The organism is Halobacterium sp. CBA1132 (assembly GCF_001485535.1).
Lineage (GTDB): Archaea > Halobacteriota > Halobacteria > Halobacteriales > Halobacteriaceae > Halobacterium.
Window position 1 is genome coordinate 884,954 of record NZ_BCMZ01000001.1, and the last position, 14,762, is coordinate 899,715.

Sequence of the window (14,762 nt, forward strand, 5' to 3'; positions counted from 1 at the left end):
GCGCTGCGCTCGGCGGCTTCGCCGCCGAGCTCGGCAAAAGCTACGCTAAAAGCACTCCTCCTTCGGTCCGTTCGCTACGCTCACTCTCCCTCAGTCGTCGGCCTGCGCTCACTCGCTTCGCTCGTTCGCGCAGTGAACCGCGTCGCTCGGGTCCGTTGGACCGCTCGCTCGCGGATGCGATTTCGATAGAAAAGTTGGTGGGCCGTTACTCGTCGGCTTCGCTCTCGTCTTCCTCCTCGCCGTCCTCGCTGGGGCGGTAGACGGAGACGTCGGCGACCTCGTCGCCTTCCTCGACGCCCATCACTTTCACGCCCTTCGTGTTCCGGCCGACCGTCGAGATCTCGTCGACGGGGAGCCGGATAATCTGGCCCTCCGCGCTCATCGCGACCACGTCGTCGTCCTCAGTCACCGTTTCGATAGACACGACGTTGCCGTTCCGTTCTTCGGTCTTGATGTCGACGAGCCCATATCCGTACCTGGACTGCGGTCGATACTCGGTCACCAGCGTTCGCTTCCCGTACCCGTTTCGGGTGACTGTCAAGAGACTCCGGTCGTCGTTCTCGTAGGTCGCCGCGAGGCCGGCGACGTGGTCACCGTCCCGGAGCTTCACGCCGTTGACGCCTTTCGTAGCGCGACTGGTCGACCGGACCTCGGCTTCGTCGAATCGAATCGTCATCCCGTGTTCCGTGCCGATGACGAGGTCCATCTTCCCGTCAGTTACCTCGACGTCGACGAGCTCGTCGCCGTCGTTCAGCCGGATTCCGATGATGCCAGTCGAGAGGACGTCCTCGTACTCGGTTGCGGGCGTCCGCTTAGCGATGCCGTTCTTGGTGACCATCGTGAGGTACTCCCCGTCCCCGAAGTCGTCCGTGTTGACGATGGAGGTCACTTCCTCCCCGTCGTCGAGGTCCAGAATATTCACGGCGGACGTGCCGCGAGCAGTCCGGGACATCTCGGGAATTTCGTACGTCTTGAGCTGGTAGACCTGCCCCTGGTTCGTGAAGCAGAGCAAGTAATCGTGCGTGCTCGCGGTGAACACCGCGGAGACGCGGTCCTCGTCTTTGAGGTCCGTGCCGATGATGCCCTTGCCGCCGCGGTGCTGGGCGTCGAAGGTGTCCGCGGGCACACGCTTGATGTAGTCGCTCTCGGTGAGCACGACCACGACGTCCTCCTCGGGGATGAGGTCCTCGTCGGTGACCGTGCCGGTGTCCTCGATGAACGACGTGCGGCGCTCGTCGGCGTACTTGTCTTTGACTTCCTGGAGTTCGTCTTTGATGACCGAGAGGAGTTCGTCCTCGCTGCCGAGAATCTCCTCGAGGCGCTCGATGCGCGCGGTGACGTCCTCGTACTCGGACTCGATTTCCGCGGTCTCCATCGACGTGAGGCTGCCGAGTTGCATCCGCACGATGTGGTCGGCTTGCGCCTGCGTGAACCCGAAGTCGTCTTTCAGGGCTTCCTTGGCGTCGTCGCGGTCCTCGGCGTCCTGGATGGTTTCGACCACGTCGTCGGCCTGCTCCAGGGCCTTTAGGCGGCCTTCGAGGATGTGCGCGCGGTCCTCGGCCTCCGCGAGGTCGTGCTCGGAGCGCCGCCGCACTACTTCCTTGCGGTGGGCGACGTACTCTTCGAGCATCTCCTTGAGCGTGAGGACTTTCGGCTGGCCGTCCACGAGCGCGAGGTTGATGACGCCGAACGTGCGTTCGAGGTGGGATTCGAGCAGGTGGTTCTCGACGACGTCCGTGTTCGCGTTGCGCTTGAGTTCCACGACGATGCGGATGCCGTTCCGGTCGGACTCGTCGCGGAGGTCCCGCACGCCGTCGAGGTCGCCGTCGCGGACGTCGTCCGCGATGCGCTCGACGAGCTTGGACTTGTTCTGCTGGTAGGGGAGCTCCGTGATGACGATGCTGTCACTCGAATCCCCCTCCTCGACGTGGTACTCGGCGCGCATCCGGACGCGGCCCCGGCCCGTCTGGTAGGCCTGCTTGACGTCCGAGCGCCCGACGATGTTCCCCGCGGTCGGGAAGTCCGGCCCCTTCACGTAGTCCATCAGGTCGATGACTGTACAGTCGGGGTTGTCGATGAGGTGGACTGTCGCGTCCACGACCTCGCCGAGGTTGTGCGGCGGGACGTTCGTCGACATCCCGACCGCGATACCCGACGACCCGTTCACGAGCAGGTTCGGGAACGCCGACGGCAACACCTTCGGCTCCTGCAGGCGGTCGTCGTAGTTCGACTGGAAGTCGACGGTGTCCTTCTCGATGTCCGTCAGCAGCTCCTCCGCGATGGGTGCCATGCGGGCTTCCGTGTACCGCATCGCCGCGGCGGGGTCGCCGTCGACGCTGCCGAAGTTCCCCTGGCCGTCTACGAGCGGATGCCGCATCGAGAAGTCTTGGGCCATCCGCACGAGCGCGTCGTAGATGGCGGAGTCGCCGTGCGGGTGGTAGTCCCCCATCGTGTCCCCGACGATGTTCGAGGACTTCCGGTGGCTGGACCCGCTAGTGACGCCCGCCTCGTGCATCGCGTAGAGGATGCGTCGGTGGACGGGCTTGAGGCCGTCCCGGACGTCCGGGAGCGCGCGGCCCGCGATGACGCTCATCGCGTAGTCGATGTACGACTGCTCCATCTCCTCGTCCACGCGGACGTTCTTCACTCGGTCCGCGACTTCCTCGGGTGCGTCTGGGTCTGGTGCGTCCGAACTCATGTTAGATGTCCACCCACTCTGCGTCCGTGGCGTGGTCCTGGATGAACTGCTTGCGCGGCTCGACGGCGTCCCCCATCAGCACGGAGAACATCTTGTCGGCGGCCGCGGCGTCGTCGACGGTGATGCGCTTGAGGATGCGGTTGTCGGGGTCCATCGTGGTGTCCCAGAGCTGCTGGGGGTTCATCTCCCCGAGGCCCTTGAACCGCTGGACCTGCGTCGGGTTGCCGTCGCACTTCTCCTCGATAATCTGTTCGCGCTCCTCCTCGGTCATCGCGTCGTACGTCTCGCCGCGGTACCGGATGCGGTACAGCGGCGGCTGGGCGGCGTACACGTAGCCGGCCTCCAGCAGCGGCTTCATGTGGCGGTAGAAGAACGTCAACAGGAGCGTGCGGATGTGCGCGCCGTCGACGTCGGCGTCGGTCATCATCACGATCTTCTTGTACCGGAGGTCGTCGATGTCGAACTCGTCGCCGATACCCGTGCCGAGCGCGGTGATGATGTGTCGAATCTCGTCGTGTTCGAGAATCCGGTCCAAGCGGTGTTTCTCGACGTTCAGAATCTTCCCGCCGAGCGGCAGAATCGCCTGGAACTCGGGGTTTCGGCCCTGCTTGGCCGAGCCGCCCGCGGAGTCGCCCTCCACGATGAACAGTTCGGCGTCGTCGGGGTCTTTCGTCTGGCAGTCAGCGAGCTTCCCGGGGAGGCTCGTCGAGGAGAGCGCGCTCTTGCGGCGCGTGAGCTCCTCGGCCTTCTTCGCGGCCTTCCGCGCCTTCGCGGCCTCGACGGCCTTCCGAACGACGGCTTCGGCGGTGTTCGGGTTCTCCTCGAAGTACGTGCCCAGTCCCTCGTGGACCGTGCCCTCGACGATGCCCCGGACCTCGCTGTTGCCGAGTTTCGTCTTCGTCTGCCCCTCGAACTGCGGGTCGGGGTGTTTCACGGAGACGACGGCGGTGAGGCCCTCGCGGATGTCCTCGCCCGTGAGGTTCTCGCCGTCGAGCTCCGAGAGTAGGTTGTTCTCGTTGGCGTAGTCGTTGACCGTGCGCGTGAGCGCGGTCTTGAACCCCGTGAGGTGGGTGCCGCCCTCGCGGGTGTTGATGTTGTTCGCGAAGGCGTGCGTCGAGGACTGGAGGTCGTCGGTCGCCTGCATCGCGATCTCGACCTGGATGCCGTCTTCCTCGCTCTCGAAGTAGATAACGTCGTCGTGGAGCGCCTGCCGGCTCTCGTTGAGGTACTCGACGAACTCCCGGATGCCGCCCTCGTACTCGAACGTCGAGGACTGCGGTTCTTCCCCGCGCTCGTCGGTGAGCGTGATTTCGACGCCGGAGTTGAGGAACGCGAGCTCGCGCAGGCGGTTCTCGAGCGTGGAGTAGTCGAACTCCAGCGTCTCGAAGATGTCGGCGTCCGGGCGGAACCGAATCAGCGTGCCCGTCTCCTCGTCACCGACGTCGCCGATGCGCTCGAGGTCGGTGACGGGTTCGCCGTGCTCGAACTTCTCGCGGTACTTCCCGCCCTCGCGGGAAACCTCGACGGCGAGGCGCTCGGAGAGCGCGTTCACGACGGAGACGCCGACGCCGTGGAGCCCACCCGACACTTGGTAGGACTTCCCGTCGAACTTCCCGCCGGCGTGCAGGACGGTGAGGATGACCTCGACCGCGGGGCGGTCGTACTCCTCGTGGGTGTCTATGGGGATGCCGCGACCGTCGTCCTCCACGCTGACGGAGCCGTCGTCGTGGAGTGTCACCTCGATGTGGTCGCAGTACCCTGCGAGCGCTTCGTCGATGGAGTTGTCCACGACCTCGTAGACGAGATGATGGAGGCCACGAGCGTCAGTGGAACCGATGTACATCGCCGGCCGCTTCTGGACGGCTTCCAGCCCCTCCAGAACCTGGATTTGGCCAGCGCTGTACTCGCTTTGGTCAGACATGAACGTTGCATCTCCCTAGGCTCCCCGCTGGTAAAAAAGACTCGCACGCGTGCGCGCGAAAACCGCCGAATCGTCTTGCGTCCGTCCGCCGTCAGTCGTTCACTTTCACTTTCACCCCGCACACCGCTGGGGTTTTACCCACCGAACGGGAACTACGTGTATCGAATGACGTCCTTCCAGTCGACACTCGGCGAGGAGGAGGGCATCGCGGAGGAGCTCGCCGCGAGCCAGCGCGAGATCTCCATCGCCGAGTTCTTCGAGAAGAACAAGCACATGCTCGGCTTCGACAGCGGCGCCCGAGGGCTGGTCACGGCCGTCAAGGAGGCCGTCGACAACGCCCTCGACGCCACCGAGGAAGCCGGCATCCTGCCCGACATCTACGTCGAAATCGAGGAGGGCCGGGACTACTACACCCTCGTCGTCGAGGACAACGGCCCCGGCATCACCAAAGACCAGATTCCGAAAATCTTCGGGAAACTCCTATACGGCTCGCGCTTCCACGCACGAGAGCAAAATCGCGGTCAGCAAGGAATCGGGATTTCAGCGGCTGTATTGTACTCTCAGTTGACTTCCGGGAAGCCGGTGCGCATCGAGAGCCGCACGCAGGACTCCGGCGTGTCGAACTACTACGAGCTCATCATCGACACGGACACCAACGAGCCCGAAATCAGCGTCGAGGAGGAGCTCTCCGCGGCGGAGAGCGACCTCCGGGGGACCCACGGCACGCGCATCGAGATGGACCTCGAAGCGAACATGCGCGCCCGCGGCCAGCTCCACGACTACGTGAAGCACACCGCGGTCGTCAACCCCCACGCGCGCATCGAACTGCAGGAGCCGAAGGGCGAAATCAAGGCCGAGCGCGCCGAGGGCGCGGGCCTCCCCGAGGAGACCGAGGAGATTCGCCCCCACCCCCACGGCGTCGAACTCGGGACGCTCATCAAGATGCTCGGCGACACCGACTCGCACTCCGTCTCCGGGTTCCTCCAGTCGGAGTTCACCCGGGTCGGGAAGAAGACCGCCGACGGCATCGTCGACGCGTTCCGCGACCGCCACTACGGCCGAGAATTACGGTGGCGGCCGCCGGGCATCGACTCCGAAACCGACCTCGAAGCCGCCGTCGTCGACGCCGTCTCGAACAAGGGCGCCGACGACACCGCGGCGTTCGCCGAGCGCGTCGCCGACGCCGTCGAGGACGCCGAGCGCGTCGCGTACTCCGAACTCGAAGCGCTCGTCGCCGACGCCGCCACCGACTCCGAGGAGTCCTCCGGAACGACGTTCGGTGACACCGTACAGGAACACGTCGTCGACGCGGTGTGGGCCGCGCTCACTGAGGACCGCGCGGCGGACGTCTTCCACGCAGTCGACGCCGCGACCACCGTCCAGAAGGACGACGCGACCGTGCGCGGGCTCGCCGAGCGCATCGCCGACAAATTCGGCAGCGACACGCCCCGCGACCGCGTGACGCGCGCCGAATTGGCGGAGTTCGTCTACCGCGCCGCCGAGATGACCGAGGAGGTCGAGGACGCCACGGTCGGCGACACCGCCCGCGAGAACGTCGTCGAGGAACTCTGGACCGACATGGCGACCGTCCCCGACGACCTGCCGAAGACCAAGGCCGTCGCGAGCGACCGCGACACCGCCAGCGAACTGCTGGACGCGATGGCGACCGTCGACGTGATGGCGCCGCCGACCTCGTGTCTCTCGCCCATCGAGGCCAACCTCGTGGAGGCCGGTCTCCGCAAGGAGTTCGACGCCGAGTTCTACGCCGCGGCGACCCGCGACGCCGAGGTCCACGGCGGCGACCCGTTCATCGTGGAAGCCGGCATCGCGTACGGCGGCGAACTCGAAGACCAGGGCGGCGTCGACCTGCTGCGGTTCGCGAACCGCGTGCCGCTGGTCTACCAGCGCGGCGCGTGCGCGACGACGAACGTCGTCAAGGACATCGGCTGGCGGAACTACAACCTCGACCAGCCCGGCGGGAGCGGCCTCCCGCAGGGGCCGGCGGTCATCATGATTCACGTCGCGTCGACGAACGTCCCGTTCACCAGCGAGTCCAAGGACGCCGTCGCGTCCGTCGAGGAAATCGAGGACGAAATCGAACTCGCGGTGCGGGAGGCCGCCCGCGAACTGAAGTCGTTCCTCAACAAGCGCCAGTCGATGCGCAAGCGCCAGCAGAAACAGAACGTCATCATGGACATCCTCCCCACCATGGCGGAGAAAGTCTCGGAGATGACCGACAACGAGCCCCTCGACGTCGACGACTCGCTGGCGCGCATCATGAACAACGTCCTCGTCGAGCGCGAACTCGACGACGGCGAGGTGACGCTGCGCGTCGAGAACCACGGTAGCACGGCCGCGGACGTCGACATCACGGACATCGTCACCGCCGAGCCCGCGGACGCCTCCGACGGGAACGTCGTGGAGATGGACGGCGAGTGGTTCGTGAAGTGGTCGCCGTCGGTCTCCGGCGGCGACACCGCGGAACTGACGTACAGCGTGGACGAAGACGCGGAGTTCGACCTCTCCGTGCAGGGCGTCGAGGACGCCCGCCTCACTGTCGACCAATGAGCGACGCAAACACCCCAGACACCCCGAAGGGCGACGACGCCCGCGACCAGCTCGTCGAGCTGGCCGAACAGTTCTACGACCAGTTCGCGGACGGCGACGTCCCGAAGATGACGCTGCCGACGCGCTCGAAGTCCAACATCGAGTACGACGAGGGCGCCGACGTGTGGGTGTACGGCGACCGCACCAGCACGCGCTCGGCGAACTCCGTGCGGGGGGCGCGCAAACTCCTGAAGTCCATCTACACAATCGACTTCCTCGCCCAGCAGCTCGACGAGAACCGTTCGTCGACGCTGCGTGAACTGTACTACCTCTCCGAGTCGTGGGACGAGGAGGAGGCCCAGTTCAACGACCAGAGCGAGTCCGACAAGCTCGTCGAGGACCTCGAAATCGTCTCCGGCGTGAAACGCGAGGACTTCCACATGCGCCCCGAGGAGTCCGGCGCGAAGGTGATGGGGCCGCTGCGCATCCGCGAGCAGACCAACCGCGGCGACCGCGAGATTCACTGTCAGGACGACGTCGGGCAGGGCGGCTACCAGATTCCGAACAACCCCGACACCATCGAGTTCATGGAGAGCGACGCGGAGTTCGTGATGTGCGTCGAGACCGGTGGGATGCGCGACCGCCTCGTCGAGAACGGCTTCGACGACGAGTACGACTGCCTCGTCGTCCACCTCGGCGGCCAGCCAGCGCGGGCGACTCGCCGGCTCACGAAGCGCCTGCACGACGAACTCGGCCTCCCGGTCACCGTGTTCACTGACGGTGACCCGTGGTCGTACCGCATCTTCGGCTCCGTGGCGTACGGCTCCATCAAGTCCGCGCACCTCTCGAAGTACCTCGCCACGCCGCAGGCGCAGTTCGTCGGTATCCGCCCGCAGGACATCGTCGACTACGACCTGCCGACGGACCCGCTCAGCGACTCCGACGTGAACGCCCTCGAATCCGAACTGGAGGACCCGCGCTTCCAGAGCGACTTCTGGACCGAGCAGATCGAGCTCCAACTGGACATCGACAAGAAGGCCGAACAGCAGGCGCTGGCGTCCCGCGGCCTCGACTTCGTGACCGACACCTACCTCCCGGAGCGCCTCTCCGAGATGGGCGTCATCTAGCGGGTCGCGGTTTGCCGCGTGGGATAGAGGCAAGGCAGTGCAGTAGCACGTCGGAACTATGGACTCCCGACCGGCGCTCTCCGAGCACCCGCTCGTCGTCGCTTCCGTCCTCCTGACAGCCGTCGCGTCGGGCGCTTTCGAAATCGTGCCCGCGAGCACGACGCCCGTGCTCGCCGACCACCTCGGCGCGAGCGCCGCGGAAGTGAACTGGCTCGTGAGCGTGATGCTCGGCGTCGCCGTCGTCGCCAGCGTCCCCGCGGGCGCCGTCGTCGACCGCTTCGGCGCGGCGCGGAGTTTCACGTTCGCGACGTGCGTGTTCCTCGTCGGCGGCCTCGCTAGCTGGCAGTTCGCTCAGCGGGGCGCGTACTGGCCGGTGCTGTACGCGCGCGTCGTCGCCGGCCTCGGATTCGTGCTCATCTGGAACACCGGCCTCACGGTGTTCGGGCAGTTCCAGAACGCCGCCACCGCAACGGGGTTGTTCACCGCCAGCGGCCCCGTCGGGTTCGCCGTCGGCCACCTCACGGGGCCGACGATTGCCAGCGAGTACGGCCCCGCCGCCGTCTTCCTCGTCTATCCGCTGTTCTTCGTGCCCGCGCTCGCCGGCATCCTCGCCGGCTGGGAGTCGGACCTCGCCGGCGGCGGCACCGGCGAGATTCCGTCGCTGTCGAGCGTGGTCGGCGTCGCGCGCAACCGCACCGTCCTGCTGGTGTGCGCGCTCGGGTTCGTGTCGTACTCGCTGTACCTCTTCGTGAACAGCTGGGTGCCGACGTACCTCACCGCGGAACTGTCGCTGTCGCTCGCGCAGAGCGGCGCGCTCACCGCGATGTTCCCCCTGCTCGGCGCGGCGGCGCGCGCCAGCGGCGGCGTCGTCACCGACCGCCTGCTCGGCGGCCGCACCCGCCCGGTCGTACTCGTATCGCTGGTCGTCTCCGGCGTCGCGCTCGCGGGTATCGCCGCCTCCTCGACGTACCTCGTGGTCGCCGCGTTCCTCCTCGTCGGCGGCTACTTCGTGCAGTTGAGCCTCGGCCTGTTCTACAGCGTCGTCCCCGGCGTCGTCGACGACGCCGACGTCACCACCGCCGTCGCGCTGCTCACCAGCGTCGGCCTCTTCGGCGCGTTCAGCGCGCCCCTCGTCGCCGGCGAAATCATCGCGGCGACCGGAGCCTACCTCGCGGCGTTCGGGTACGCGCTCGCGCTCACCGTCGTTGGCCTCGTGCTGGCGCTCGCGTACTTCGAGGACTAGTCCAGCAGGCCGGGCACGTCCGCGAGCGAGTCGCAGACGTAGTCTGGTCGCACGTCGCTGTCCGCGAGGTCCGCGTCGCCGCTGACGCCGGTCCGCACGAGTACCGTCGTCATCCCTGTGCGTTCGCCCATTTCGATGTCCGTGTCGAGGCGGTCGCCGACGAGCACGCACTCGTCGCTGGGTACGCCGATGCGGTCGGCGGCGAGGCGCGCGGTCGTGGCCGACGGCTTCCCGAGGACGGCGTCCGGCTCCCGCTCGGTCACCCCTGCGACCGCGCGGATAATTGCCCCGGAGCCCGGCGACCGGCCGTCCTCCGTGGGAATCGTCGTGTCGCGGTCCGTCCCGACGAACGCCGTCTCGTCGTCGAGCGCGTCCAGCGCGGCTTGTAGGTCCCGGAAGTGGAACTCGCGGTGGTAGCCCGCGACGACCACGTCGGCGGCGTCGGGGTCGTCGGTCAGCGGGACGTCGGCGTCCCGGAGCTGGTCGACTATCGAGGCCTCCGCGATGGGGAACGCGCGCTCGTCGCCGTGGTTCTCGCGGAGGTACGCGACGGTCGCGTCCGTGGACGTGAGCACGTCCCCTGCGGTCGCGTCGATGCCCAACGCTCGGAGTCGCGCGGCGTACTCTCGGGGCGCGATTGTGGGGTTGTTCGTCAGGAAGAGCACGCGACTCACGCGCTCCCGGAGCGCCGCGATTGCCTCGCGGGCGCCCGGAATCAGCGTCTCGCCGCGGACGACGGTGCCGTCGAGGTCCACGACGGCGCCACGGACGTTCATACCACTCTTTGGACGGCTGGCGTGTTCAACGCACCGGCGTCAGCCCTGCTGGTCGGCGAGGCGCTCGACGCGCTCGATGGTGTCCGCCGTCTCCGGGGTCTTGTCCTCGCGCACGGAGACGAACCGCGGGAACCGGAGCGCGTACCCCGACCCGTACGTCGGCGACGTCTGAATCTCCTCGTAGCCGACCTCGAAGACGACCGCGGGTTCGAGGTCGACCGCCTGGCCGTCCTCCGAGCGAACGTGTGGCTCCAGTAGTTCCGTGAGGTCCGCGAGCTCCTCGTCAGTGATACCGGTGGCGACCTTCCCGATGGTCTCGAACTCGTCGTTCTCCTCGTCGCGCGCGGACAGCGCGAACGTCCCGAGGAAGGAAGCGCGCCGGCCTTCGCCCCACTCCGCGCCCGTCACTACCAAGTCCAGCGTCTCCACGTCGGGCTTGCGCTTCAGCCAGTGCTTCCCGCGGTCGCCGGGCGTGTACGCCGCGTCCGGGTCCTTCAGCATGATGCCCTCGTGGCCGGCTTCGAGGGCGTCCGCCTCGAAGGCCGCAATCTCGTCGGCGTCGTCGGTGACCAGAATTTCCGAGACCGCCGACTCGTCGTCGACGACCTCCCGGAGGCGCTCGTGGCGCGCCCGGAACGGCGCGTCCAGCAAGTCTTCGCCCTCGGCGTGCAGGCAGTCGAAGGCGTTCAATTCGACGCGAATCTCGTCGCGCATCTGTGCGACGTCGTGCTTGCGGCGGAACCGCTTGAGAATCTCTTGGAACGGCAGCGGGTCGCCGTCGTCGTCGACCGCGACCGCTTCGCCGTCCAGAATCACGGGCGCGTCGACGTTCCCCTCCACGAACTCCACGAGTTCCGGGAGCGCGCTCGTCACGTCCTCCATGTTCCGCGAGTACAGCGACACCTCGTCGCCGTCCCAGTGGACTTGAACGCGTGCGCCGTCGAACTTCGTCTCCACGGCGGCCTCGTCCCACTCGTCGAGGGCGTCGGCGACCGTGCCCGCCTGCGCGAGCATCGCCTGCACGGGCCGCCCGACTTCGAGGTGTATCTCGTCGAGGCCGGCCTCGCCCTCGTCGCGGGCGGTGACGGCTACGAGGCCGTAGTCGTTCGAGACTTGGAGCGCGCGCTCGGCGGCCGCCACGGGCACGTCGAAGGCCGCCGCGATGGCGTCCCGGACCGCGCCCTCGCCGACGCCGATGCGCATCTCCCCGAGGACGAGCCGCGCGAGGTACCGGGCTTCCTCGCCCGAGCAGTCGTTGAACAGTCCGAAGAGGAGGGTCACCTTCTCGTCTTGGCTGCCGTCGCCCTCGGCGGCCGCGAGCGCGGTCAAATCCTCGTACACGTCCGCGACCGTCAGGCCGTCGTCGGCGTCCCCGCTTGCGAACGCGCCCAGTCCCGCCTGCCCGCCGAGGTCGAGACTCGCCGCGACCTCGCCGATGTCGCCCGTCTCCGCGAGGCGCTCCTCGACGTCGTCGACGGTGACGTTCGTCGACGCCGCGCGCGCCAGCGCCTCGTAGCAGAGGCGCGGGCCGATGTCGAGTTTCGTCTCCGAGTGCGCCGGGAACACTCGCCCCTGTACGAACCGCGCGACCACTGCGAGGTCGTCGCCCGCCTCGGCGAGCAGGTCGGCGACCTTCGCGACGACGTCGAGGTCCGCGTCAGTCGCCTCCACGTCGGCGGCGCGCGCGGCGAACGAGCCGAATTCCATCACGCTCGGGTAGCCAGTACCCGCAGATAAAACGCGCGAACCGCGTCCGCCCCACCCACCGCGCTTATTAGGTGCGGGGCGACAAAGCCCACCTCATGACAGGCCCGGACCTCGTGGAGCGAGTGCGCGACACCCTCGACGTGGACGCGGCGGCGTTCCAACAGCGGGTCCGAGAGGACGCCGAAGTCGTGAAAACCGAAGTCGCAGCGGGCACGTTCGACAACCCGCAGGCCATCGTCGGCCTCGAATACGAGTTCTACGCGGTCAACGACGAGGGGTCGCTGGCGCGCGTGCCGCGGCGCGTGCTGGAGTTCGTCGGCTTCGAGAAGGAACTGGGCCTCCACAACGCGGAGATGACGACCAGCCCGCAGCCGCTGAACGAGCACGGCCTGCGCGCCCAAGAGATGGAGGTCCGGGCGAACCTCGACGCGGCCGAGGAGCCGATGGACGCGGAGGGACTGCACCTCGTCAGCGACGGCATGTGGACAATTCCGCCGGAGGGCGAGACTGCTCGCGACTACCTCACGGACAGCGTCACCCGCGAGGGCGCCGAGATAGCGACGAACATGTCGGCGTCGGCGCGCTACCACGCGATGGCCAACACCGACCAGCCGGCGGGGATGCGCCTCGACGCCCCGCACGTCTCCCTGGAGGCGGACACCGTGATGCCGGAGGCGCTCATCACGTCCATCCAGCCCCACTATCAGGTGCCCCAAGCCGTCGACCTGCCGACGTACTTCCGGTACGCGCTCCGGTTCGCGGCGCCGCTGCTGGCGCTGTGCGTGAACTCGCCGCTGTTCCCGCCGGACCTCTACGACGAGGACGCCACGTCCGAGGAGATTCTCGTCGACGGCTGGCAGGAGTCCCGCATCGACGTCTTCGAGACGGTGCTGAACGTCCCCGGCGAACAGCAGAAAGTCCGGTTCCCCGAGGACTTCGAGAGCGTCGCGGACGCCGTCGACCGGGTGGCCGAGGACAACACCATCGTCCCGATGCCCGTCTCGGGGAGCGGCCGCTTCGACGACGAGTTCGCGCACTGGCGGCGCAAACACGGCACGTTCTGGCGGTGGGTGCGGCCGGTGTTCGGCGGGTCCTCCAAGGAGGACGCCAACGCGCGCATCGAGTTCCGGCCCATCGCCGGCCAGCCGACGGTCCGGGACACCATCGCGGTGCAAGCGGCGTTCGCGGGCCTGCTGGAGAACCTCCCGCGGACCGAACACCCGCTGTACGACCTCGACTGGGAGACCGCTCGCGAGGGCTTCTACGACGCCGCGAAAAACGGCTTGGACGCGGACCTCGCGTGGCTGACCAGCGACGGCGACCGCGTGACCGACACCGACGAGATTTACGCGGACCTCTTCGAGCAGGCCGAAGCCGGCCTGTGTCGGCGCGGACTCTCCGAGGAGCAGGCCGCGAAGTACCTGTGGCCGCTGCGCCAGCGCGCCCGCCACGGGACCACGCCCGCGTCGTGGAAGCGCGAGCGCGTCCGGGGCGCGCTCCGCGAGGGCAACTCCTTCGAGAACGCGGTGTACGCGATGCAGTGCGAGTACATCGAGAACCAGCGCGAGACGCTGCTGTCGGGGAGTTTCGCGGACTGGCTCGGGCGCGGCGACGGCCTCGACTGACGGCGGACGCGGGGCTGGTGACCGAGAGAAAAACGGAGGAGATGAAAGCGGAGTGAGAGCCGATTACAGGACGTCGTCGACGTCCTTGTGGCCGATGATTTCGACGTTCTCGCGGGTGATCTTCGTGACGTGGATACCGTTACCGGACGCGGTGTCGCGCTCGCTGGCGGAGTCGATGGCCTGTGCGGCCACCTGCACGGCCTCGTCGGTGCTGAGGTCGTCGCTGAACTCCTGTTCGAGCACACCGAGCGCGTACGGCATCCCGGAGCCCTGCGCGGTGTAGTTGTCCGAGAGCGAACTCCCCGAGGGGTCGAGGCTGAAGACGTGGCCGCCGTCGTCGTCGACGCCGCCCAGAATCGGGACGACGCGGAAGAACGGACCGCCGCGGAGGAGGTTCGACGCCATCGTCGCGAGCGCGTTGACGTTCATGTACTCGCCGCGGCGGGCCTCGTAGAGGTTCGCTTCCGCGCGCAGCGAGCGGATGAAGCTCTGCGCGCCACCGACGGAGCCGGACATCGACAGCGCCGCGTTGGGCTGAATCTCTTCGACCTTCTGGACGTCCTTGTTGGAGACGACGCGGCCGCCGAGGCTCGCGCGCATGTCGGAGGCCATCACGACGCCGTCGTCGGTGGTGAGGCCGACGATGGTGGTGCCGGTCTTGTTGACGTACTCGTCGTCGGCCGCCGAGCGGTCGCCATCGGGGAGAGAGCCGACTTCCGGCTCGTAGGGGTTCTGGGTGCCGCCGAACCGCGCCTGGTTCCGGGCGAACTCCGTGCCCTCGTTGCTGTTGAACATTACCAGACGTTACCAGTCCGGGACTGATAAAACCATCTTTTCCGGGGATTCGCGACGCGGGAGAATCGGGTGATAGCGGCCGTCTCCGCCGGATGTTCAGTTCGCAGCGCGGGCCTCGTACGCTTGCTCGGTGCGCTCGACGAGGCGGGCGACGGGGAGCGTGACGCCGGCGCGGCGCGCGAGCAACGCGACGGGCAGCAACGCGATGCCGAGGGCGAGGACGGACTGGTACAGCGTGAACAGCGCGAGTCGGGTGGTGCGGTCGAGCATCGGGATGATGTCCGCGAAGGCGTATCCGTATAAATACTTTCCGGAGGGGTGGC

10 protein-coding genes are annotated in these 14,762 nt (G+C 67.4%); 4 read left to right on the forward strand and 6 right to left on the reverse strand.

Annotated elements, in window-relative coordinates; genetic code table 11:
* Positions 1-205: 205 nt before the first annotated feature.
* Positions 206-2,698, reverse strand: a complete 2,493-nt coding sequence (gene gyrA / locus AVZ66_RS04630; protein ID WP_058982267.1) for a DNA gyrase subunit A — start codon at positions 2,696-2,698, stop codon at positions 206-208.
* A 1-nt stretch (position 2,699) separates the two neighbouring features.
* Positions 2,700-4,619 carry a DNA topoisomerase (ATP-hydrolyzing) subunit B gene (gene gyrB, locus AVZ66_RS04635; RefSeq protein WP_058982269.1) on the reverse strand — a complete coding sequence of 640 codons (1,920 nt, stop codon included), beginning with the start codon at positions 4,617-4,619 and terminating at the stop codon, positions 2,700-2,702.
* 165 nt (positions 4,620-4,784) lie between these two features.
* On the opposite strand from gyrB, the gene AVZ66_RS04640 reads away from it, so the two are divergent.
* The 3 genes from AVZ66_RS04640 to AVZ66_RS04650 are packed head-to-tail and all read left to right on the forward strand — an operon-like array spanning position 4,785 to position 9,536.
* Positions 4,785-7,187 carry a DNA topoisomerase VI subunit B gene (locus AVZ66_RS04640; protein ID WP_058982271.1) on the forward strand — a complete coding sequence of 801 codons (2,403 nt, stop codon included), beginning with the start codon at positions 4,785-4,787 and terminating at the stop codon, positions 7,185-7,187.
* Positions 7,184-8,293: a DNA topoisomerase IV subunit A gene (locus AVZ66_RS04645; protein ID WP_058982273.1), complete on the forward strand. Its 1,110-nt coding sequence runs from the start codon at positions 7,184-7,186 to the stop codon at positions 8,291-8,293. Before AVZ66_RS04640 ends, AVZ66_RS04645 begins: the two co-directional genes overlap by 4 nt.
* A 58-nt stretch (positions 8,294-8,351) precedes the next feature.
* Positions 8,352-9,536 carry a nitrate/nitrite transporter gene (locus AVZ66_RS04650; protein WP_058982274.1) on the forward strand — a complete coding sequence of 395 codons (1,185 nt, stop codon included), beginning with the start codon at positions 8,352-8,354 and terminating at the stop codon, positions 9,534-9,536.
* Here the strand turns inward: AVZ66_RS04650 and AVZ66_RS04655 are convergent.
* Positions 9,533-10,312 carry an HAD-IIA family hydrolase gene (locus tag AVZ66_RS04655; protein WP_058982275.1) on the reverse strand — a complete coding sequence of 260 codons (780 nt, stop codon included), beginning with the start codon at positions 10,310-10,312 and terminating at the stop codon, positions 9,533-9,535. The two genes, AVZ66_RS04650 and AVZ66_RS04655, sit on opposite strands and share 4 nt — an antisense overlap.
* 39 nt (positions 10,313-10,351) lie before the next feature.
* Positions 10,352-12,019 (reverse strand): ATP-dependent DNA ligase LigA, encoded by a 1,668-nt coding sequence (gene ligA, locus AVZ66_RS04660; RefSeq protein ID WP_058982277.1) that lies wholly within the window; start codon positions 12,017-12,019, stop codon positions 10,352-10,354.
* A 95-nt stretch (positions 12,020-12,114) separates the two neighbouring features.
* Here ligA and AVZ66_RS04665 point away from each other — a divergent pair, with 95 nt between their 5' ends.
* A complete protein-coding gene (locus tag AVZ66_RS04665) occupies positions 12,115-13,644 on the forward strand; it encodes a hypothetical protein (protein WP_058982279.1) in 1,530 nt (509 codons plus the stop codon).
* Between the two features lie 63 nt (positions 13,645-13,707).
* On the opposite strand, the gene psmB is transcribed toward AVZ66_RS04665, so the two are convergent.
* Positions 13,708-14,439 carry an archaeal proteasome endopeptidase complex subunit beta gene (psmB, locus tag AVZ66_RS04670; RefSeq protein WP_058982281.1) on the reverse strand — a complete coding sequence of 244 codons (732 nt, stop codon included), beginning with the start codon at positions 14,437-14,439 and terminating at the stop codon, positions 13,708-13,710.
* 96 nt (positions 14,440-14,535) lie between these two features.
* Positions 14,536-14,709: a hypothetical protein gene (locus tag AVZ66_RS16560; RefSeq protein WP_197407724.1), complete on the reverse strand. Its 174-nt coding sequence runs from the start codon at positions 14,707-14,709 to the stop codon at positions 14,536-14,538.
* Positions 14,710-14,762 lie beyond the last annotated feature (53 nt).